Consider the following 21,486-nt stretch of genomic DNA (forward strand, 5'->3'; position numbering starts at 1 on the left):
CTGACATATAGCAAATATGCAAAAAAAAGATGATAGGAGTGGCATTACAAATGCCAAAATAAGAACACACACGTTCGGCAAAAGCTCAGTGCAACGCTCATTACGCTTTGCTAAATGAGCGCGAGATTTATTAAAATAGGTTGATTATCATTTTGACTCCAAACTAGGTTTGTAGCCAAGGCAATGAATAAAAGAAAGATGATTTTCATGTTTTTAATATTGGCTGCGTGAAACAAATTACAAATGTGATTTCAGTTCTTCTAATAATCCGTCGTGGGAAGGACGCATGGCTTGAGGCGCAATGATCATACCTTCTTGATCAATTAATATATATCGCGGAATACCTTGCACATCAAATGCGTCAAAAAATGGATCTTGCCCGCTACCACTGATTAAATTAATACCGTCAATTTTGTATTTTTGAATTGCAGCGCGCCAATTTTCATCCGAATTATCTTGTGATATATTGACGAATACGATATTCTTTCCTTCCATCGATTTTTTGACTTCGGCTAAATGAGGTAATTCCTTAATACAAGGCGTGCACCAACTTGCCCAAATATCAATATAAACCAACTTTCCCTTAAAATCACTTAAGCTAACCAATGCTCCTGACTCATCTTTAAAAGTGAATTGAGGAGCGACCTTGCCTGGTGCCACTTTTTGAATTTGACTATATTTTTTTTCTACTTCTGGAAAACGAGAATGTTTTGAGGCTATTTTTTGGATCGATAAAAATACGCTGTCCAATGCTTTGGTTCTATTCAATTCATTAAGACCAATATTTATCGCAAGTATTTCTTTGATGGCCTTATTTTTAATCAATTTTTCAATTCTTTGGATTTTCTGTTGACTATAATCTTTTAAAGAATCACTAGCTTTTCGTGAAGTTTTAAGCTCGCTTTGAATGTACTTTTCAACGACAGGAATATAATTAGGTACATCCAATAATTTGGGATTATCATAGCTGAAATACTCAAAAATATCAGGGAATTTATCAGAAACTTTAAATTCGGGATCACTGGTCATATAACGATGAAGACCCTCATAATCACAAAGTCTTTCAATCCTTTTAAATACAATAAAAAATTTCTCTGTTCTTGCTAAGTTCGAAGTGAATTCAGGTCTTCTTTGATTCAATAAATTCGTTAAAAGAAAATTTAATTTATCTACCTGACTCAAATAAGCTGCTTCGTCCAATTTCCAATTCTCCCAGCCGCTATATTCAACTACCAGATCAAGCTTATCTTGCAAATATTCATTCTCTGGACTGCCAATGCCTTTAAAAATTACCCCTTCATTTTCAATATCATAGGATACTTCAAGTTTAAAGTCAGGTGTCAAATAAAAGTCATACCAATAATCTCCATTAATTAATCTATAATAGCCTTCTTTGGTGTCTTGATATAGCTTGATTTGACTACCCGATTTTGAATCATATTTCCCAATAATATTTGCTTCAAAATCTTTAATTATTATGCTGTCTTTAGCCGCTTTAACAATGTTAATAGTAAGAATTGGAGCTTTATCTACTTGGCTCCATGAATGATTCGAGGTAAAAGCAATTAGAAAAATAAAAAGGAATCTAATATTTTTTTGGAATTGTTTCATAGCTTGAGAATTGTTTACAGTGTCTCATTTAGATCCTGCTTACCAATAATAGCCATAATTTCGATATTTTCTTGAATTATTCTGAAGTAAATACTATCGACTCCACAAACATATCTTCGATAATTTGGTTTTATATAATCAACATTTTCAAACGAATAGGGACGAATTGTAATGATTTCGAAATGTTCGAAAAATGAATCGTAATATACGTCGGTTTGTTTAATGCCGGATTTAATAACTCTGTACTGATGAATTCTAATTAAATCATTTTTTACTTAATTTATAATTTGCCATTAAGTAATGATTTAGACTTTGCTAAAATTTTTTCTTTACTATCGTTGGTAAATCCATTTTGTTCGGCTCTTTCCAATTTTAGACGTACCCAATCAATTTGTTTTTGCTGATTTCTAGCCTGTCTGATTAAATCATTTATTAATTCACTTTTACTTGAATATTCTAAATACTCAATTGGGGCATTGAGCCATTCATTGTTCGGGGCAGTAAATGAGATACTTTGGCGTTTCATTTCAGATGTTTTGATGTAATTATACACCTATAAAGCACCATTTTCAAGTTGGTTAAATCAAAAAATGTTGAAAAATTCACTTTATAATTTATGAATTGCCTATCTCTTCACCCCAAACAATTCACCTATTGTTGCTTTTTTATTGGCATCAACAGTGAAAGGCAAGTAGAATAAAGGTAGAATTTCTGTAGACTTTTGAATCATATCGATCGCAATCGCATCAATAGGCTCTGCATCCTGTTCGGTTTGAATTTGAACTTCATAAGCCAAGGCATACGCATTCATTTTCTCTTCCTCCATTTCAGATGTGCAATACTTCGTTAGGGCTTCAATAACTTTACCGATAGTAGGTACATTTTTAGTGTCAATTTCCATCTCTAAAGGATGTACATTGTCAATTGTATCTAAGAAAGCTCCGAAAGGGTAGGCCTCGCCAGTTTCATTCAATAAATCAGTTGCATATTCAACTGTATGGGCTAACATTTTTTCTATTTCTTCGGTCATGATTTTGATTTGATTTTTTTCTCAAGGACAAACATTTCGTCTCTTAAACGAGCTGCTTCTATGAAATCTAAAGCTTTAGCAGCTTTTTCCATATCCTTTTTAATTTTTTTAATTGTTTTCTCCAGATTGTCTACAGTCATATATTCGTAAACTGGATCAGCTGCAATAGCTGCTTCAATTTCGAGGTTATAGGCAACTTCTTGTCCATCCTTATCCGCAACTTTGGTTTGCTTCAAGATCGATTCAATTGATTTTCTAATCTGAGTAGGGGTAATGTTGTGATCTAAATTATATTGATGTTGAATTGCACGTCGACGATTGGTCTCATCAATGGTTTTCTGCATCGAATTCGTGATCTTATCGGCATACATAATCACATGCCCATTTATATTTCTAGCGGCTCTACCAACAGTTTGTGTCAATGCTCGCTCAGATCTTAAGAATCCTTCTTTATCTGCATCTATAATCGCGACCAATGAGACTTCCGGTAAATCTAATCCTTCTCTTAAAAGATTCACACCAATCAATACATCAAAATCGCCTAAACGCAATTGTCTTAAAATTTCTACTCTTTCCAATGTATCAACATCCGAATGAATATAACGACATGGTATGCCTAATTTATCTAAGTATTTTTGCAATTCCTCAGCCATTCTTTTGGTCAAAGTTGTTACCAATACTCTTTCGTCTTTGTCTTTTCTAATATGAATCTCTTCTATTAAATCATCAATCTGATTCTGACTAGGACGGATTTCAATTTCAGGATCTAAAAGCCCTGTCGGTCGAATGATTTGTTCGACAAATATACCTTCAGATTTTTCCAATTCATAATCTGAAGGTGTAGCACTTACATACAAAGTTTGCGGCGTAATTTCTTCAAATTCTTCGAATTTTAAAGGCCTATTATCCATTGCAGCAGGTAATCTGAATCCGAATTCTACCAAATTGATTTTTCGTGCTCTATCGCCTCCATACATCGCCTTAATTTGTGGTAAGGTCACGTGACTTTCGTCAATCATCATCACAAAGTCATCCGGAAAATAATCCAATAAACAGAATGGTCTCGAACCAGGTTCTCGTCTATCAAAATACCTAGAATAATTCTCAATACCCGAACAATAACCTAATTCACGAATCATTTCTAAATCGTAAGTCGCTCTGTCTTCAATTCGTTTGGCTTCAACTAATTTCCCTTCAGATTTTAAGAATTCAACATGTTTACCAATATCTAATTCTATATCACCAATTGCTCGATTAATTGTTGCTTGACTGGAAACAAATATATTCGCTGGAAAAATATTGATCTCCTCAAAATTTTCAATTTTCGAATTATTGATGGGATCGAAAGTATAAATCTCTTCAATCTCATCGCCCCAATAAATTAAACGTAGGGCATAATCGGCATAAGCCAAAAATATATCTACTGTATCTCCTTTCACTCTAAAGTTACCACGAGAGGGATCAGTGTCATTTCTTGAATAAAGGTTCTGCACCAACTCCAAAAGGAACTTATTCCTAGAGAACGACATCCCCCTTTTCACTTCAATAATACTATTCTGAAACTCGTCAGGATTACCTATACCATAAATACAAGAAACCGATGCGATAATCACAACATCTTTTCTGCCAGACAATAATGCTGATGTAGCTGCTAATCGCAACTTCTCAATTTCATCATTGATAGACATATCCTTTTCAATAAAGGTATCAGTCGTAGGTAAATAGGCTTCGGGTTGATAATAGTCGTAATAAGACACAAAATACTCTACTGCATTCTTAGGAAAGAAACTTTTGAACTCACCATATAATTGAGCAGCTAAAGTCTTATTATGGGATAGAATTAGGGTAGGTCTATTCACTTCTTTAATGACATTGGCCATTGTAAAAGTTTTTCCACTCCCTGTAACACCAAGAAGTGTCTGATATGCAGTTCCAGCATTCAGGCCTTCAACCAATTGTTTGATTGCCTCTGGTTGGTCTCCGGTAGGTGAGAATTCCGCCTCTAATTCAAAATCCATTATTTAAAATTATTTTTTAAAATGGTTAATGCCGATTCGACGTCTAAATTAAGATCTTGTAATTCTCCCAGTCGCTGTATCACTCTGTCAACAGTCGAATCCGGGCAAGATGCACCACTCGTTATAATTATTTTTAACGCTTTATCAGTCGGTAAATAATTTTCTGTATCAACAGTTTTGTTTTGATGCAAATCATAATGATGAATGTGATCTTTATCAATTAATTCTGTTTCGTCTTTTATATAATAAGTCTTAAATTTTTTTTCTAATAATTCCACCAAATGTGAGGTGTTCGAACTGTTATAACCGCCAATAACAAAGGCAACATCTGCATCCTCCTCTAAAAGTGCTAGCGTAGCCGTTTGATTGTCGTTTGTTGCATAACACAAAGTGTCACGTGTATTCGCAAAATGCTGATCCTTATTTTCTGAACCAAATTTTTGATTCATAATATCTGCTAAATAATCAGATATTTCTTGTGTTTCAGAAGCTAACATTGTGGTTTGATTCACAACCCCAATTCGATCAAAATCAGTTTCAAAATTCAAACCTTCACTCGTTCTTGTACTAAAATGTTTGGCAAAGTCAGCTTTAGATCTTTTCCCTAGAATGATCTCTCCTAATATTTTTGCTTCCTCAATATCTCTTAAGACAATTGATTTCGCATGTTCTTTTGCATGCGAAAAAGTAGCTCTAGTCTCTTCATGCTTGTCTTTACCATGAATGATGACTGTATAATCATCGTTTCCTAGTTTTTCAGACTTGTTCCAAACCCGTTCAACAAAAGGGCAAGTGGTATTGTATTTTTTTGTCTCAATACCTTTTTTCTCAAGAATTGATTCAATCTCAATTGTCGTTCCAAAGGCTGGAATGATAACAACATCTTCTGGATGAATTTCGTCCCATTCTTTTAATTGATTCCCTTGTGTATCTTGAATGAATTCGATGCCGTTTTTTTCTAAATCTGCATTCACACTTGGGTTATGAATCATTTGACTCAAAAGAAATATACGTTTATCAGGATTCTCAGCCAATGCACGATAAGAAATTTCAATTGCATTTTCAACGCCAAAACAAAATCCAAAATGGCGCGCTAAAACAAATTGAATGCCGTCAAAATTTAAAAGCGTCGGACTAAAGTCTTTTTTTCTATTGTCATTATTCGATCGTATTGCTTTAACCCTACTGATAATAGGCGAGCGATAATAAAGAGGAATATCAAACTGTTTCAAGCTTAAGTTTTTTTACTGGTGAATGTTTTGAGTAAACTATTGCTCTAATAGTTCAATCAATACAAAGATAAGCAATAAATTATTGGCTACTTGTATGATTTGATCTTATTCAATGGGCAAGTCGATCAATTCATCAAGATCAAAATAACTCATTTGGTCACCACTCCAATGTTTAATAGTATTTTGCTTATTGTCAATCAAATAAAGGGTAGGGAAGTAGCCGTTAGAGGCGTCGTGAAAGAGTGTTGAACTCGTTACGCTATACGTATTCATTCCTTCTGCATTAGTCTTTAAAATAAATCGATCTATTGATTCTTGATTACTAGGGAAATAAATATCAATTGGAATTTTTTGACCGGCTTTAATATTTGCCCCTAATTTTCTAGCGGTAGCTTTACAATGGGGGCATGATGTGGTAAAGAAGGCAACAAGTCTAAATTTGGTCTTTTCGTCAACGGATTGTCCGACGTGACTATACAATGTCTGAATATCTGAAACCTGCTCGTCATCTGAGTAATCACCATAGTCACTATTATAAATAGGAGCAAGACCAAAACCGGCACCGAATCCGATAACACTTCCTATGATCAAGATGATCCAGAATTTAATTTTTTTAGTTCGATTGAATAGAGAAAAAAGTTCTCTGAATGCTAAAATTGTTAGGATGATTATTATTAAACGAATAAATAAAGTACTAAAAACCCAACCCGTTTTAAAAGAGGTAATAAAAAGGAAAAGTATCTCTTCGAAATACAAACCTGTTAAAACGGCAAATAGGATAAAAAGGGTCGCCAATAAAATTCTAAATAAAATTCTCATATGCTTAGTATAGACTATAAAATTAGTCAAAAAAAAAGCAGATTACCGTAAGGTAATCTGCTTTTAAATAAATGTTAGTATGGATTACTTAGAAGACCAAGTACCACCACCAAGTTGACAAGCTGTTTCAGTTGTACCAGCTAAAGTTTTACCCATTTTTTCATAAGTAGTTACAGTACCATCATCATAAGTACATGTATAATCTTTTTTACAAGATGTCATTGTTGCTAAACCACCTACTACTACAGCGAAAACTAATAATTTTTTCATAATTCTAATTTGTTAAGTTTATATTTCGGTTGTGAAGATAACTATTAAAAGTAAATTGCCAAATAAATAGGGTGGTTTATTTAGTAAAAGCAAATTGTTAATAAGGTCTGAATCCCAACAGTGAGTGCAGAGTTGTCTATGTCGAACTTCGCATTGTGGACTGGGAAATTAATCCCTTTTGCATCATTTGCGACTCCAATACGAATGAATGTAGCTGGAATTTTTTGGCCATAATATGCAAAATCTTCTCCTGTTAAGCGAATTGGTAAATCAATAACATTCGATTCGCCAAAAAAGTCGCTTGTATTGACTTTTGTTCTAGCAGTTAATGCTAAATCATTCTCTAAGTATGGATATCCCTTTCTTATTTCAATGTCTAATGTACCACCAAAACTTTGCACCAATAATTCACTTTGTTTTTTAATAAGTTCGTGTGCTTTAGCTCTCCATTTTTCATCCATTGTGCGGAAAGTGCCTTGAATTGTCACATTGTTTGGGATCACATTCGTTGCTCCTAATCCTTCAATTCTGCCAAATGACAATACTGAAGGAATAGCAGGAGGACAATTCCTGCTAACAATTTGCTGTAAACTCACAATTAATTGTGCTGATATCGCAATGGGATCTATATTTAAATGTGGCATAGCACCATGACCGCCTTTGCCTTTAACTGTTATGTAAATTTCATCACAAGAAGCCATGTACATGCCTGGTCGCAATCCTATTTTGCCAACTTCTAATTCAGGGAATACATGTAATGCGTATATCTCATCAACTTTTGGGTTTTCTAAAACACCTGCATCAATCATTAATTTTGCTCCACCTGGTAACTTCTCTTCCCCTGGTTGAAAGATTAATTTAACAGCATGCTTTAACTCACTTCGCATGTCATTAATAATTTTTGCCGCACCAAGAAGAGTGGCTGTATGCACATCATGACCACATGCATGCATAATTCCGTCATGAACCGACTTATAAGGTACCTCATTCATTTCTTGTATCGGCAATGCATCCATATCTGCACGCAAAGCAATACATTTTTCATAAGAACCATCTGGTTCTATTAATGCAACAATTCCTGTCTCAACCCAACCAGTAGTAAAACTAATTCCCCAATCACTTAATTGTTTTTGAACGAATGTTGACGTTTTAAATTCTTGAAAAGATAATTCAGGGTGCTTGTGTAAATGTTCTCGAATAGTAATTATCTCTTCTAAAATTGCTGAAGATTTTTCTCTGATTATATCATGGTTTGACATCGTCATTATTAGAAATTTTATCTGATGAATGAATGAGCAGTTGCTTAAATATCCTTTGATAAAGATAAATAAGGAATTGGTTTTTGAAATTCTAAATTCTCTATTCCCCAAGCAACATCAAGGCGAACAAAATAACCCCAGATTTTTGATCTGAAACCGAAACCTAAACTACCAATAATTGGTTCTCTTAAGTTTTTAACCTTAATAATAACCGGAGGATCCTGAATTTCTTGAATGTTAAAATAATTGTCTTCATGGAATGGGTGAGGACCGGTCCAAGCAGTTCCAATATCAGAGAAAGCAATAATTTGAAAATGTTTAATCATTTCGCTTTTAATCGGGTAAGGAGAGAAAAATGTAAAGACCGGTAATCTGAATTCTGTGTTAAAAACAGCAAAACTATTTCCGTTACGCGTATTTTGAATGAATCCGCGCATTGGAGTTGCTAAGGTTTGGAATCCGAAATTTTGACTTGGGTCGACTGTGATATCTTGATTGAAATCTATCGCTGGTCGCAATACCCAATTGTCAACACCACCCATATAGTACAATAGTTTTCTAGCGCCTAACGAGGTTGCCGTAGCAAATCGATTCACCCAAATAAAATTCCTTTTGATTCTTAAATAATGTCTATAATCCAAACCTATATTATAAGTTGGGGCAAAATTATTTCCCAATTCTTGCAAGTATTCTGCAAATATTTTAAATCGTGTTCCTCGTCTTATATTCAATTCCATTGGTATGGTATTGTCGTACACCAATTCTAAATTTAATCCAGAATTATAAGAAGGAATATTGTCCAGCTGTAAATTAACATCGTTATAAGGAATAAAAACTTGGTTATCGTTTCTAACATTAATTGTAGCGCGTACACTCAATACTTCTGTAATCGGATAACTCATTCTGTAGCGAACGTCATGTGTTAACCATTTAAAAGGTTGATTTTGATTATCGTTAATGGTTTTCTGACGGTACAATACCAAACGATGATCTAATCTGTTTTTTAAGTTTTCTATAACGAATAAAAATTCACCTCCTGAGTTAAGATTGACTGGTATTCTAACACCTCCTAATAATTTAATATCATCAAATAAGTCACTTGAACCAATCTTTAGTAAGGCATTCATACCAGGGTTAAAGTATACAGATCCAGGTCCTGAATAAGGTTGGTAATTCGGGAATAAGAAATTATTATCCAATTGCGTTAAGACATAGTCTTTCGTGAAATTGGTTTTATACATTAAGAATTTAGGTTTGATAAACTCGTCAGCAGCCAATTTTTTTATTGATAAACTGTCATTAGCATCGACTACTTTGTCACTGTCTTGGCCGATAATTACAATTTCTCTTTGATATAAATGGTTTTCAACTTGAACAGTGTCATTGTACATGGCTTCTTTCTTTGAAGCTTTTTCCTTTTTACCTTTGCGCTTCTCCATATAAGTTGTATTCCACAATACATCCAATATTTCAGTCTTGGTTTGCTCTTCAAAAATTTTGAATTTACCATTCTGATAAACGGTAGAAACGAGCTTACCGCTTTTATTCATATCCTGCTCAAGAATGTTGGTCACATAATTGGTTTGCGGATTAATATTTGTGATATACCTATAATGGGTAATCGTATCAATAGAGCTAATAATACTGTCGTTTTGAGCGATAAAACGATTGTAAAGACCATTTTTATCATTCAAATAAACAAAAGTTCCTCTCGATAACTGTTTGGCTTGTGATTCGTTTTGATCAGGAGTATTTGTGATGCGTTCTAAAAATTTATAAGTATTGTCTTTTTCCTTTAGGTTATAAATGAATAAGTCGTTTTTACGATCGATAAAATCAATTTCTGGAGACTTAAAGATGGTATCATTGTCCCTATTTGAAGAGAAAATAACTCTTTTTCCATTGTCAATGAATGAAGGTGTTAAATCGTCATAAATATCATCTGTGATTTGCTCCTTTGTATTGCCCAAGACATCGTAGAGATACAGGTCCGTTTGGCCGCGAACAACTCCTGAAAAGATGATCTTCTTTCCATCTTGAGAATATTCGAAAGACAAGACTTTATCCACTCCTTTAATTGGTTTAGAAATTGTTATTCCTGCTTCTATATTATGAATGTTTAATAAAACTTCTCCTTTGCGTTCTGTAAAAAAAGCGATGGCCATTCCATTTGGATGCCAACCTATAACAGGGAAGGAATAATCTTGAATTCTTTCCATTTTTATCTCCGCTGCGAATAATTTCTTGGTCTTTTCAGTCTCTTGATTGTAAACTTTTATACGGTAACGACCGATTTGATTCTCTACATAAGCCAGTTTGTTGCCGTCAGGACTGATTTTGACAGAGTAATAAACGGATTCTTTTTTTGTTTTATGTGGAATCAATTCTCCCGCCGGTTCCGTTTGATTTTGATATTCTTTAATATATCGCGATCGGTAAAAGCCAATATAATTCCGTGTTAATTTTGTGAAGTCCATCCCCAATAAGGAGTAAAAGCCCCGTTCGATATTTTTAGAAATACGTGTCACGTACAAAATGTTTGGAATAACAGTAGTACCATGTGTTTCCGCAATATAATTCCAGACAGCATGACCAGCATACATTTTTTCTTCGTCAGTCAAGTCGTTGAACTTGTCAATTTTCTTGGTTAGAATTAAGTCTTTAACACGTCCTTCTGTTTTAGCGTTCCAATCCTCAACAAAATAAGAAATCAATCCTTGCTCTAGCCAAAGAGGAATACCCGTATTAACTGTTGATTTTAATTGATCCTTCCAATCTCCGCCGTAGAATAAATGTTTCAATAATACTTCGTAAACGGCTGACTTAATGTTTTTATTGAATTTTTGATGATCGCCTTCGTAGTAAATAAATATTTTCGATCCAACTATTCGCGTTGTTCCCCCAACGTTAGATTGTTCGTCACCAGTCAAACCTAAATTACTCTGTTTAAATTTAGATTGGCTCTCATAAACAATCACTTCTAGTTTCTCAGGAAATAAATAATCTAATTTTGCCTCAGCATCGCCTAAATAGTGGTGAAGCGTTCTTGCAACATAAATACTGATGTCTTCATTAATGCCGCTATAATAGATTTTAAATCTTTTGTAATTGTGGTATTTCCATCCAAAACTATTGAATTGGACACGGCTTTTGCCGAATTCCTGCAAGGATCCTTGATAAAATTGTGCCGTCATATTGAATGGCAACAAAAGACAAATCAGGGCAAAGAGTATATACGTTTTTTTCAATTTCATATAAGAAGTACGTAAAGATACAAATAACATATTTAAAATATAAAGTCTTTTATACCTTTGCTATGTTAAATAAAATATTGTCCATGATTCAAGTCCATAAATTTACTTTTAATCCTTTTCAAGAGAACACTTATATATTGTCAGACGAATCAAAAGATTGTGTGATTGTAGATCCCGGTTGTTTTGATAAATCAGAGCAAAATACTTTGTCAAAATTTATTGAAGACAATGGTCTAAATCCTGTGAAATTGATCAATACGCATTGTCATATTGATCATGTTTTGGGGAATAATTTTGTGAATAAAAAGTATAATTTGCCTTTAGGAATTCATAAACTTGATTTGCCAACTTTGTCTTTTATGGGGCAATCAGCTTCGCTTTATGGTTTTCAAGGTTATGAATTATCACCTGATCCGGAATACTTTTTTGATGAAGGTGATATCATTAAATTTGGAAACTCAGAATTATCAGTGATTTTTGGACCAGGGCATGCACCTGGACATGTCGCTTTTTATTCCAAAGCAGATAATATTTTAATTAATGGAGATATTCTTTTTAAAGGTAGTTATGGTCGTTACGACTTACCTGGTGGAAGTTTTGAAGTTCTCAAGAAAACAATTACAGAAAAACTTTTCTTATTGCCTGATGAAACTGTTGTGTATTGCGGTCATGGACCAGAAACTACAATCGGAGAAGAGAAAAAGTCGAATATGATTTTGATGGGGTAGGTTGTATAGAGCGCTGTGCTTATAGATGCTAGAACGCTGTGCTTTTAGATCGCTACGCTTCTCAGCCACAGTAGCTTTATGCGGAGGAGGTGTTAGATGTTAGATTGCTGTGCTGCTAGATTTTTGAGCAACTTTTTATCTGATTTATAAGCTATATATAATCTTTTGTATTTAATCTTCTGTCCTTCGTCCGCCATAGTCTTGACGTAGGCGGTTCTTTAATCTTTAGTCTTCACAACAAATGCCCGATGCGGCTTTAGGCTATCACGTAAAACTTTAACGTCACTTTCTTTGACATTTAAGTATGCCATGCAGTGCAAATCAGCGTTCGATCGAATGCCTTTATCACTATACTCTAATTTTTCTCTGGTCATAAATTCAACCAAATGTTTGGTGTGATGGTCTGCCGTTTTTTCGGCTGTTTCCCCATAAAAATCCCAAATAAGTTGAATGTTACGTTCCATAAGTTTGAATAATTTAAATGCTTGTTATAAAAAATAAGGCATAAAAAAACCTTTGTAAATTGTGGTGTTGACCACTTTCTACAAAGGTATTTAAATAATTTTTATCAGCTGATTAATCGAACGACTGATTGGCGTTATTAGCCATTTCTAATAGTTTTTCGTATTGATCAGGAGAAATATCTGAATGGAAGAAATGAACAGGATCAATTTTCTTTCCATTTTTTTCTACCTCATAATGTAAGTGTGGCGCAGTAGACTTACCTGTACTTCCAACTTTACCAATAATTTGTCCTCTAACAACTCTGTCTCCTTCTTTTACATCAAATGCACTCATATGTGCATATCTCGAAGTATAACCGAATCCGTGGTCAATTACGATTGAATTTCCGTAACCCCATTTTTTACTTTCTACTATTTTAACAACACCATTACCTGTTGCATAAATATTTGTGCCAGTTTCAGCAGTGAAATCTAGACCCCAGTGCATTTTTTTAGTCTTGTAAATTGGATCAATTCTCCAACCATAACCTGATGCAATTCTACGTAAATCTTCGTTCGATACTGGTTGAATTGCAGGCATAGCGCCTAACATCGCTTCTTTTTCTTTTGCTAATTTAATTACCTCGTCAAAAGAGATAGATTGTGCATAAATTCTTTTCTGTAATGCTTCAATTAATTTCGAATTCTCAATTACACGTTTAGAGTTGTCGAATCCTTTTAATTTATTGTATTTATCCGATCCTCCAGTTCCTAATTCTCTCAATTGCTCAGGGAATGGCTCGGCATTAAAAACAACTCTATAAATTTCGTTATCTCTATGCTCTAAATCTTCTACTACCGCAGACATTAAAATCACATTTTCATGCATGTTTTCAACTTGTGCCGTTAAAAATGCATTTTCACGCTCTAATTTTAATTCTCTAGGAGATTGCAATAATTGGGTAAATAAAAGGTAGAAACCGAAGCCTACAACAATTGAAGGTGCAATAAATAATATTGAACGTAAAATTCGTTCTTTCCAAGTCAGCTGTACCTTCTCGTATGAAAGTGACTCGGGGTTATATCTAAATTTTTGTTTTCTCATGGTTTGTTTGTTTACAGTAATCTGAAACATTTTTTTGTCAATTCAAGATAAATTTCACAATTGACAGCGCAAATTTACGGATTTACAATAAATTTGCAATCTAATTAACAATAGTTAACACAGCACCATGAACATTAATGAGATACGGAATACCTTTTTTGAATTTTTCAAGTCTAAGAATCACACACTTGTAGATTCTGCCCCAATGGTCGTTAAAAACGATCCTACATTAATGTTTACAAATGCCGGAATGAATCAATTTAAAGATTTTTTCTTAGGCTATAATGAAGCAAAAGATAAAAGGGTTACGAACACTCAAAAATGTTTGAGAGTATCTGGCAAACATAACGATTTAGAAGAGGTTGGGGTAGATACATATCACCATACCATGTTCGAAATGTTGGGGAATTGGAGTTTTGGTGATTATTTTAAAGAAGAGGTGATTGCTTGGGCTTGGGAATTGTTAACTGAAGTCTATAAAATTGATAAAGATCGTTTGTATGTTACGATTTTTGAAGGTGATGAAACAGACGGAACGGATTTAGATCTTGAAGCAAAAAATATTTGGAAAAAATACATCAGTGAAGATCGAATTTTAGCTTGTGATAAGAAAGATAATTTCTGGGAGATGGGTGATACAGGTCCTTGTGGGCCATGTTCAGAAATCCATGTTGACATACGTAATGATGAGGACAGAAAGAACATTGATGGTTTAACTTTAGTGAACAATGATCATCCGCAAGTGATTGAGATTTGGAACTTGGTTTTTATGCAATACAATCGTAAGGCGGATAGCTCGCTTGAAAAATTGCCAACTAGGCATGTTGATACAGGAATGGGCTTAGAGCGTTTAGCGATGGTTATTCAAGGTGTTCAATCGAATTATGATACGGATTTGTTCCAATTCATTATTAAATATCTTGAAGGTTTAGCAGATGTAAAATATGGTGTTGATGAAAAGACTGATATTGCTTTACGTGTAATCGCAGATCATATCCGTGCAATTGCTTTTTCTATTACGGATGGACAATTGCCATCGAATAATGGAGCTGGTTATGTTATCAGAAGAATTCTAAGACGTGCCGTTCGTTACGGATATCAAACCTTAAATCTTAAAGAACCATTTTTACATTTATTGGTCGGTAAATTGGCTGAAATAATGGGAGATGCTTTCCCTGAATTGAAAAAACAAGAAAAATTAATTGCAAAGGTTGTTTTTGAAGAAGAACAAAGCTTTTTTAATACGCTTGAAAAAGGATTAAAACGAATTAATATCTTAATTGATACTGCTAAGGCAGAAGGAAAGAATGAGTTGGATGCAGTTTCAGTTTTTGAATTGCACGATACATTTGGTTTTCCTGCTGATTTAACATCTTTAATTGCTGGAGAGAATGGCTTGCGTATTGATCAAGCTGGTTTTGAGGCTGAATTAGAGAAACAAAAGAATAGATCGCGTCAAGCAACGCAAATTGAATCTGATGATTGGGTAATTTTGCGTGAAGATGATGTTGAAGAATTTATTGGATATGATTTTCTTACAGCTGATGTTTATATTACTAAATACCGAAAGGTTAAACAGAAAAAACAAGAATTTTACCAAGTCGTATTCAATATTACTCCTTTCTATGCCGAAGGTGGTGGGCAAGTAGGTGATACTGGTACCATTTCAAGTGGATCGGAAGATGTGCGTATTTTTGATACCAAAAGAGAGAATAATTTAATTGTTCATTTTGTTAAAGAATTGCCGAAAGAGCTTAAAGCTAAGTTCAAAGCAATAGTCGATGCAAATAGACGTAAAAGTATTGCTGTAAATCATACTGCAACACATATTCTACATCATGCATTAAGAGCTGAATTGGGAGATCATGTTGAGCAAAAAGGTTCCTTAGTTAATGAAGGAGGCTTACGATTTGATTTTTCTCACTTCTCTAAAGTAACAAAAGAAGAGCTTTCTATAATTGAAGGTAAAATGAATGCCTTTATTCGTGACGGTATTGCTTTAAACGAACGCAGAGCTGTTCCAATGGAAGTTGCAACTGAATTGGGAGCAATGGCTTTATTTGGTGAGAAATACGGTGACTTAGTGCGTGTAATTCAGTTTGGAGATTCAGTTGAGCTATGTGGAGGTATCCACGTACAGAATACAATCGATATTCGTTTTGTGAAATTAGTATCAGAAGGATCGGTTGCATCAGGTATCCGCCGAATTGAAGCAATTACAGGTGATGCCGCAATCGCTTATTATCAAGAGAAATTAGGCGAGTATGAAGCGGTAAGTGAATTACTAAAGAATCCAAAAAATATTGTTAAATCTGTAGAGGAATTGATCGCAAAACAACAAGTCATGCAGAAGCAATATGATCATTTATTAAAAGGTCAATTGGTACAAATTAAACAAGAGTTAAAGCAAAGTGTTCAAGCCGAGGATGGTTATAATTATATCAGTGCAGTTCTTGATTTAGATACTGCTTCAATTAAAGATATTTGTTTCCAATTGAAAGGTGAAATTGATCAATTATTTTGTGTAATAGGAGGCAAGGCCAATGATAAAGCAAGTTTGAGCATTGCTATTTCTGATGATTTAGCAAAATCTAAAGATTGGCATGCTGGAAATATGGTAAAATCAACAGCACACTTAATTAAAGGTGGCGGTGGCGGACAGCCATTTTTTGCAACTGCTGGTGGACAAGATGCTGGAGGATTAAAGGATGCAATTGTTGCTGTCAATAAACTAATTGGTAAATAGACTTAGAATATGAACTTAGGGAATAAAAATATTATTTGGGGAATAGGAACCGTAATTGTTGTTCTTTTTATTGTTGGAGTAATGCTTAAATTTTGGTTCCTTTCATTAATCGCTGTAATTGCCTTTGGAGCGGGTTATGCTTTGGCGAAGAATAAAGATGGGAATAACGATAAGTTCGATTTTTAGTTTTACCAATTCTCAGTAAAACTTTTTTGATTTAAATGAATAGCGTAATTTAATTAAAGCGCTAAACTCAATCCTATTCCAACATGTGTATAGTATAACCTCTTCTCAAAAGGAAGATCTATGCGCGTTGGTGTAATACCAGGTCTAAAACGAATTGTTCCGCTGAAGTACAAATTTTTGTATAGTTTGTAATGGGCCGAAACACCTAAGGTCATATCAAAATAGCTGCTCTTGTAAAAGTCATTGTCCTTACCTTCATATGTTAATAATTTACCTTCGGCGTAATATGATCCTTGCGAATTAAGCAATAAATTCCATCTCAGTTCTGCAAATAAATCTAATCTAAATTTGTCGAAGATGAATTGTGTTCCTATCTGAACTGGAATGGATAAATAAGATACTTTATTTACGCCACCTGTTACGTGATTCATTAAAGTACTGTCAACTTCTTTTCCTCTTAATGTATCATAGATATAAGCGGAAGTGTCTCTTAAAAACATAGCCGTATAGATCGTATCATATCTGTAATATTCTTTAGAGAAATCATAGGTTTCAAAACTATTGCGATAACCTAGACCTGTTCCAAATTTTAAACCTGATTTTAATCGATAACTAATGTCTAAATTGGTTTCAAATCCCCATTTATCTTTAATTCCGTCGCGGTATAATAATTCGTCAGTGGCATTTTTAGTAATGAACTTAGAGTTTTGAATATTCATTCCTGAAGTAAGACCTATAAACCACGGGTTTGGATTCTTTGGTAAACGAGGTGAGACATTGTTTGATGGCGCTGGAGTGAAGGTCGTGTCTTGATCCGCTTGTTGGCTAGAATCTTTTTGAGTTACAGTGTCCTTAGTTGTTGTTGTATCTGCTTTATTCAAATCATCGATTTGATCAGTTTTTACTTGATTTGGATTTGAACTGGCCAAAGTATTGTCCTTATCATTAGCAGGTATAACCGAATCATCCGGTTCATCATCAGCAAGTATACCATTTGGAGTATTGCCTTTTGGGCTTGATCCTTTTACTGTTTTAGTAGTTGATTGAGCAATAGATTTAGGATTTGGTACCGTCGTTATTGTCTTTGTTACTGAAGTCGTTATAGCGGCTCCTGATGAATGCTTAGTAGAGGTATTGGTTTTAATAGAACTGTTTAGTTGACTAGTTTGTTTTTGATTCGACGTTGCGTTACCTTTTAAGTCAGTTACAGAATTAGTTCTAAGTTCTAAATCTTCGATGTTTATATCCTTTGAAGACGCTGTTCCTCTAATTATTTTTGTTTTTTGAGTGTTTATTGTATTCGTATTATTCAGATCTGTTTGATCAATTGATGCAAATGCATTTTCTTCGATCGAGTTATTGGTGTTTTGACCATAGAAGAATGCTGCGGCTCCACCCACCAAAAGTAGAGGTAGGAAGAATAGTAAAAACCTGTATTTTTTTGGTTTAAATAATTCTTGATCTATTTTGCTTTTTATAAATGCAGGCACTTGCACATCCTCTTGGATTTGGACCTCTTTAAATAAATCATCAATATGTTGATACTTTTTAGCCATTATAAATAACCGAACTTGTGATGTTCTTTTCTTCTAATTTTTTTTGTAAATATTTTCTCGCTTTAGACAATTGAGATTTTGATGTATTCACTGAAATGTCTAAATATTCTGCAATTTCTTGGTGTTTTAAATTGTCATATACATATAAGTTGAAGACCATTCTGTATCCATCTGGCAATTCGTCAATAATAGCCTTGAGAACATTTTGTAGGTTTCCAGTTTCATCTTCATTTATTTCAATTTCGTAATTGTCGTCATCAAAAAAGGTATTATCCTCAACTAATTCGTACCGTTTATTTGATCGGAAATAATTAATTGCTTCATTAATAACAATTCGTTTAATCCAACTTGCCAATGGAAACTCGGGATTGAATTGTTCCCTTTTATTATAAATTTTAATGAACGCTTCTTGCAAAATGTCAGCGGCTGCATCAGTGTTTTTAGTATACCTTAAACAAATCATATACATTGCCTTTGAATAATCATTGTAGATTACATCAAAAGCTTTTTTATTCCCCTGAATAAACTTTCTTTTAAGTTTTGCTTCGTTCAAATTTCTAAATCAGATTATTTAAAACGATTTTAATTTCCTTGCACATTCTGGAAATTACAAAATCAATGTAACCCTTAAAAATATTATTCAACCACATACACTGTGTAAACGTTCAAATTTACCATTGGTTGATTAACATACAGCACCAGTTTTAAAATGGTTGCCCGAAAACTAAATTATTTTATTGATTTAATTCTAACGTCGTAAACGATGTCTGAATTTTTAGGAACTAAATCTACCATCCCTTTAGAACCGTAGGCTAGATTAGTTGGAATATAGATAAACGCAGCTTCATTCTCTCTCATCAACTGCATACCTTGATGCAAGCCATCTACAACATTATCATTTTTAAAACGCATTTTAAATGATTTATCATTTTTGTACGAATTGTCGTAAAGATGGCCATTCTTTCCACTCACATAAGCAAAGTAATCGAATTCAATGATTTGGTCTTTAACGGGGGGAGCTCCTTTCGTATCGACTTTCCATTTATATACCTTTACGCCTTCCGGAAGTACTTCTGGTTCAATTTTTTCTATTATCTCAAGATCGATAACTAAGTTGGCGTTTGAAGGAACACGTTTAGGCACACCTTCTTCACCATAACCCAATTTACTTGGTACTAAAATTCTTCCTTTATCACCAGGATGCATTAATAATAAAGCTTCCTCCCAACCTGGAATTATCATACCAATATTTGTTTTGAGTGGAATAGGGGACTCGATTTTATCATTCGAATCAAAAACTTTTCCGCCAGTAATCCTCATTTTATAATTGACTAAAACAACATCGTTTAATTCGATTGGGTTTTCATTCGTTTTATGTGTCCATTCTATTCTTAAACCATTTTTTCCTTGATAAACCATATCATTGATATCACCTTCAATACTATCGGATAATAACTCTGTTTTGGATAGAAGGTTCGCGTTTGAAGAATCTACTGATTTTCTTAATGCCAAAATGCTGTCATTTACGATTTTGTCATCTTGGTGTATTGTTACGCCGGTTCTTTCAGAATTATTGTTACAAGCAATGAAGAAAAGGCTTATCAATAAAAAAAAAGGAGTGATTTTTTTCAAAAACATTATTGTTCAATTTTTAATAGTTCAATATCATAAATTACTGGCGACAAAGGTGGAATTTTTTCAGTGTCACCAATTAATCCATGTGCAATATGGCTCGGCAATATAAATTTTGCTTTGTCACCAACGGTCATATATTTTAATCCTTCATGCAGACCGCTTTCAATATCTGATTTTTCAACTTGTAATTTCTCTGGACCTTTCTCTTTTGAGGTATAACAAATGTCACCGTTTAATAATGAAACTTCGAATTTGATTGTGACAAAATCACCACCTTTTACAGTATCACCAACTAAACTATCTCTATAAATCATATAATAAAGACCTGTTCCAGTTTTGGTCATTTTCCAATCGTGATGTCGTTTGAGGTAGTTATCTATCTCTTTAATCTCTTCAGTTGAAAAATTCGAATTCATTGCTATTGATTGCTCTTTAGACCAATTGCGGTTAGGCTCATCTTCAACAATTGGCTCCGTGCACGAGAATTGAAGAAATAGAATAGAAAAGAAAACAATTGCTATTTTCATTCGAAAGTTGATTTGTTATTATTAACGAATTTAGGTAAAATTGTTACGAAAGAATCAATAGCATCAGTCAATTTTCCTACAAATTTTCCACCAGCAGCATTTAAGTGTCCACCGCCACCAAAATTATTTTTGGCCATTTCGTTTACTGGAATTTTCCCAATTGAACGGAATGAAATTTTAATGATACCATCTGATTCCTTGAAGAATACGGCCATTTTTATGCCTTCTATACTCAAAGCTTGATTGACAAGTCCTTCTGTATCTCCTTTTTCAGCAGTAAAACGTTCTAATTCGGCTTTGTTAAGCGAAATATATGCTGTATGTAAATCTCTATTAATGACAAGCTTTTCTAACATTGTATAACTCACCAATCGAATTCTATTTTCACTATTAGAATCAAACAATGATTCGTGAATGGTTGAATGATCAATATTCAAATCGAGTAAACTTGCAGCAATTCTGTGTGTTTTAGGTTGAACAGAAGAAAATCTAAACGAACCAGTATCTGTTATGATTCCAGTATAAATAGCCTGCGCAATATTTCGATCTAATAAATCAAGATCATTTGAGGCTTCAATAAATTCGTAAATAAGTTGTGCTGTAGAACATGATTGGATATCAGAAAATATAAGATCCGCAAAATTAAGGTTGGGTTCTCGATGATGATCAATCATGATGCGTTTAGCAGTTGTCTCTTCTAAAATTGTATCAAGCTTACCAATTCGACCGCTAGTATTAAAATCAAGAAGGAATATTAAATCAGCTTTTGCCATTTTTTCATTTACGTGATCCTCATCTGATTCTAGGGTAAGTATATCATCTGTTCCTGTCATCCAATTTAGGAAATTGGGAGCGTTGTCGGGGTGACACATGGTAACATTGGCTTTTTTAGCTTTTAAATAATAATATAATGCTATAGATGATCCAATACTATCTCCATCGGGAGATTTATGTGAAATGATTACTATTTCTTTTGAATTGTTTATCAATTCAAGCGCTGATTTAATTTTGTCTTCTGTATATACCATATTAAAAAAAGAAACGCCTCCAATCCCAGATTGGGTGGA

At 33.8% G+C, this 21,486-nt stretch carries 19 protein-coding genes; 3 read left to right on the top strand and 16 right to left on the bottom strand.

The features are described from left to right. Window positions 1-237 precede the first annotated feature (237 nt). The 9 genes from T367_RS23795 to T367_RS0107805 all read right to left on the bottom strand — a co-directional run bounded on the left by T367_RS23795 (window position 238) and on the right by T367_RS0107805 (window position 11,433). Window positions 238-1,611 carry a TlpA family protein disulfide reductase gene (locus tag T367_RS23795; RefSeq protein WP_027419337.1) on the bottom strand — a complete coding sequence of 458 codons (1,374 nt, stop codon included), beginning with the start codon at window positions 1,609-1,611 and terminating at the stop codon, window positions 238-240. A 280-nt stretch (window positions 1,612-1,891) separates the two neighbouring features. Further along, window positions 1,892-2,137 (bottom strand): ribbon-helix-helix domain-containing protein, encoded by a 246-nt coding sequence (locus T367_RS0107770; RefSeq protein ID WP_027419338.1) that lies wholly within the window; start codon window positions 2,135-2,137, stop codon window positions 1,892-1,894. Between the two features lie 99 nt (window positions 2,138-2,236). Continuing rightward, on the bottom strand, window positions 2,237-2,641 hold the full coding sequence (locus tag T367_RS0107775; protein ID WP_027419339.1) for a hypothetical protein: 405 nt from the start codon (window positions 2,639-2,641) through the stop codon (window positions 2,237-2,239). After that, a complete protein-coding gene (gene uvrB / locus T367_RS0107780; protein ID WP_027419340.1) occupies window positions 2,638-4,659 on the bottom strand; it encodes an excinuclease ABC subunit UvrB in 2,022 nt (673 codons plus the stop codon). The genes T367_RS0107775 and uvrB overlap by 4 nt, the downstream gene beginning before the upstream one ends. Then, window positions 4,659-5,891: a 4-hydroxy-3-methylbut-2-enyl diphosphate reductase gene (locus T367_RS21765; protein ID WP_051568440.1), complete on the bottom strand. Its 1,233-nt coding sequence runs from the start codon at window positions 5,889-5,891 to the stop codon at window positions 4,659-4,661. The genes uvrB and T367_RS21765 overlap by 1 nt, the downstream gene beginning before the upstream one ends. Before the next feature lie 105 nt (window positions 5,892-5,996). Continuing rightward, window positions 5,997-6,710 carry a TlpA family protein disulfide reductase gene (locus T367_RS0107790; protein ID WP_027419341.1) on the bottom strand — a complete coding sequence of 238 codons (714 nt, stop codon included), beginning with the start codon at window positions 6,708-6,710 and terminating at the stop codon, window positions 5,997-5,999. An 84-nt stretch (window positions 6,711-6,794) separates the two neighbouring features. After that, window positions 6,795-6,980, bottom strand: coding sequence for a hypothetical protein (locus T367_RS0107795; protein WP_027419342.1), 186 nt, complete (start codon window positions 6,978-6,980; stop codon window positions 6,795-6,797). 80 nt (window positions 6,981-7,060) lie between these two features. Continuing rightward, entirely contained in the window at window positions 7,061-8,245 is a 1,185-nt protein-coding gene (locus T367_RS0107800; protein WP_027419343.1) for a M20 metallopeptidase family protein, read from the bottom strand. 38 nt (window positions 8,246-8,283) lie between these two features. Beyond that, window positions 8,284-11,433 carry a PD40 domain-containing protein gene (locus T367_RS0107805; protein WP_027419344.1) on the bottom strand — a complete coding sequence of 1,050 codons (3,150 nt, stop codon included), beginning with the start codon at window positions 11,431-11,433 and terminating at the stop codon, window positions 8,284-8,286. A gap of 122 nt (window positions 11,434-11,555) precedes the next feature. On the opposite strand from T367_RS0107805, the gene T367_RS0107810 reads away from it, so the two are divergent. After that, complete coding sequence (locus T367_RS0107810) at window positions 11,556-12,221, top strand: MBL fold metallo-hydrolase (RefSeq protein WP_027419345.1); 666 nt, start codon at window positions 11,556-11,558, stop codon at window positions 12,219-12,221. A 218-nt stretch (window positions 12,222-12,439) separates the two neighbouring features. On the opposite strand, the gene T367_RS0107815 is transcribed toward T367_RS0107810, so the two are convergent. After that, window positions 12,440-12,685, bottom strand: coding sequence for a hypothetical protein (locus T367_RS0107815; protein ID WP_027419346.1), 246 nt, complete (start codon window positions 12,683-12,685; stop codon window positions 12,440-12,442). Window positions 12,686-12,797: 112 nt separating this feature from the next. Continuing rightward, entirely contained in the window at window positions 12,798-13,769 is a 972-nt protein-coding gene (locus tag T367_RS0107820; RefSeq protein WP_027419347.1) for a M23 family metallopeptidase, read from the bottom strand. Window positions 13,770-13,896: 127 nt separating this feature from the next. On the opposite strand from T367_RS0107820, the gene alaS reads away from it, so the two are divergent. Continuing rightward, complete coding sequence (gene alaS / locus T367_RS0107825; protein WP_027419348.1) at window positions 13,897-16,515, top strand: alanine--tRNA ligase; 2,619 nt, start codon at window positions 13,897-13,899, stop codon at window positions 16,513-16,515. A 9-nt stretch (window positions 16,516-16,524) separates the two neighbouring features. Then, complete coding sequence (locus T367_RS24875; protein WP_157454164.1) at window positions 16,525-16,701, top strand: hypothetical protein; 177 nt, start codon at window positions 16,525-16,527, stop codon at window positions 16,699-16,701. A 53-nt stretch (window positions 16,702-16,754) separates the two neighbouring features. On the opposite strand, the gene T367_RS0107835 is transcribed toward T367_RS24875, so the two are convergent. The 5 genes from T367_RS0107835 to T367_RS0107855 all read right to left on the bottom strand — a co-directional run bounded on the left by T367_RS0107835 (window position 16,755) and on the right by T367_RS0107855 (window position 21,447). Then, window positions 16,755-18,257 (bottom strand): porin family protein, encoded by a 1,503-nt coding sequence (locus T367_RS0107835; protein WP_027419349.1) that lies wholly within the window; start codon window positions 18,255-18,257, stop codon window positions 16,755-16,757. Then, window positions 18,250-18,810: an RNA polymerase sigma factor gene (locus T367_RS0107840; protein WP_027419350.1), complete on the bottom strand. Its 561-nt coding sequence runs from the start codon at window positions 18,808-18,810 to the stop codon at window positions 18,250-18,252. The genes T367_RS0107835 and T367_RS0107840 overlap by 8 nt, the downstream gene beginning before the upstream one ends. Before the next feature lie 176 nt (window positions 18,811-18,986). After that, on the bottom strand, window positions 18,987-19,895 hold the full coding sequence (locus T367_RS0107845) for an FKBP-type peptidyl-prolyl cis-trans isomerase (protein ID WP_027419351.1): 909 nt from the start codon (window positions 19,893-19,895) through the stop codon (window positions 18,987-18,989). Continuing rightward, a complete protein-coding gene (locus T367_RS21770) occupies window positions 19,895-20,419 on the bottom strand; it encodes an FKBP-type peptidyl-prolyl cis-trans isomerase (RefSeq protein ID WP_051568442.1) in 525 nt (174 codons plus the stop codon). The genes T367_RS0107845 and T367_RS21770 overlap by 1 nt, the downstream gene beginning before the upstream one ends. Continuing rightward, the gene (locus T367_RS0107855) at window positions 20,416-21,447 is read right to left on the bottom strand and encodes a DHH family phosphoesterase (RefSeq protein ID WP_035842965.1); all 1,032 of its coding nucleotides are present in this window, start codon (window positions 21,445-21,447) and stop codon (window positions 20,416-20,418) included. The genes T367_RS21770 and T367_RS0107855 overlap by 4 nt, the downstream gene beginning before the upstream one ends. Window positions 21,448-21,486: the final 39 nt, after the last annotated feature.

Origin of the sequence: Crocinitomix catalasitica ATCC 23190 (assembly GCF_000621625.1) — a bacterium.
Classification (GTDB): Bacteria; Bacteroidota; Bacteroidia; order Flavobacteriales_D; family Crocinitomicaceae; genus Crocinitomix; species Crocinitomix catalasitica.

Bases quoted from the DNA above. Each gene is read 5' to 3' on its own strand.
- T367_RS0107810 (WP_027419345.1), top strand. From the start codon at position 11,556: ATGTTAAATAAAATATTGTCCATGATTCAAGTCCATAAATTTACTTTT.
- T367_RS0107835 (WP_027419349.1), bottom strand. From the start codon at position 18,257: ATGGCTAAAAAGTATCAACATATTGATGATTTATTTAAAGAGGTCCAA.
- T367_RS0107775 (WP_027419339.1), bottom strand. From the start codon at position 2,641: ATGACCGAAGAAATAGAAAAAATGTTAGCCCATACAGTTGAATATGCA.
- T367_RS21770 (WP_051568442.1), bottom strand. From the start codon at position 20,419: ATGAAAATAGCAATTGTTTTCTTTTCTATTCTATTTCTTCAATTCTCG.
- T367_RS0107855 (WP_035842965.1), bottom strand. From the start codon at position 21,447: ATGGTATATACAGAAGACAAAATTAAATCAGCGCTTGAATTGATAAAC.
- T367_RS0107790 (WP_027419341.1), bottom strand. From the start codon at position 6,710: ATGAGAATTTTATTTAGAATTTTATTGGCGACCCTTTTTATCCTATTT.
- T367_RS0107815 (WP_027419346.1), bottom strand. From the start codon at position 12,685: ATGGAACGTAACATTCAACTTATTTGGGATTTTTATGGGGAAACAGCC.
- T367_RS24875 (WP_157454164.1), top strand. From the start codon at position 16,525: ATGAACTTAGGGAATAAAAATATTATTTGGGGAATAGGAACCGTAATT.
- T367_RS0107845 (WP_027419351.1), bottom strand. From the start codon at position 19,895: ATGTTTTTGAAAAAAATCACTCCTTTTTTTTTATTGATAAGCCTTTTC.
- uvrB (WP_027419340.1), bottom strand. From the start codon at position 4,659: ATGGATTTTGAATTAGAGGCGGAATTCTCACCTACCGGAGACCAACCA.
- T367_RS0107770 (WP_027419338.1), bottom strand. From the start codon at position 2,137: ATGAAACGCCAAAGTATCTCATTTACTGCCCCGAACAATGAATGGCTC.
- T367_RS0107795 (WP_027419342.1), bottom strand. From the start codon at position 6,980: ATGAAAAAATTATTAGTTTTCGCTGTAGTAGTAGGTGGTTTAGCAACA.
- T367_RS0107820 (WP_027419347.1), bottom strand. From the start codon at position 13,769: ATGAGAAAACAAAAATTTAGATATAACCCCGAGTCACTTTCATACGAG.
- T367_RS0107800 (WP_027419343.1), bottom strand. From the start codon at position 8,245: ATGACGATGTCAAACCATGATATAATCAGAGAAAAATCTTCAGCAATT.
- T367_RS23795 (WP_027419337.1), bottom strand. From the start codon at position 1,611: ATGAAACAATTCCAAAAAAATATTAGATTCCTTTTTATTTTTCTAATT.
- T367_RS0107805 (WP_027419344.1), bottom strand. From the start codon at position 11,433: ATGACGGCACAATTTTATCAAGGATCCTTGCAGGAATTCGGCAAAAGC.
- alaS (WP_027419348.1), top strand. From the start codon at position 13,897: ATGAACATTAATGAGATACGGAATACCTTTTTTGAATTTTTCAAGTCT.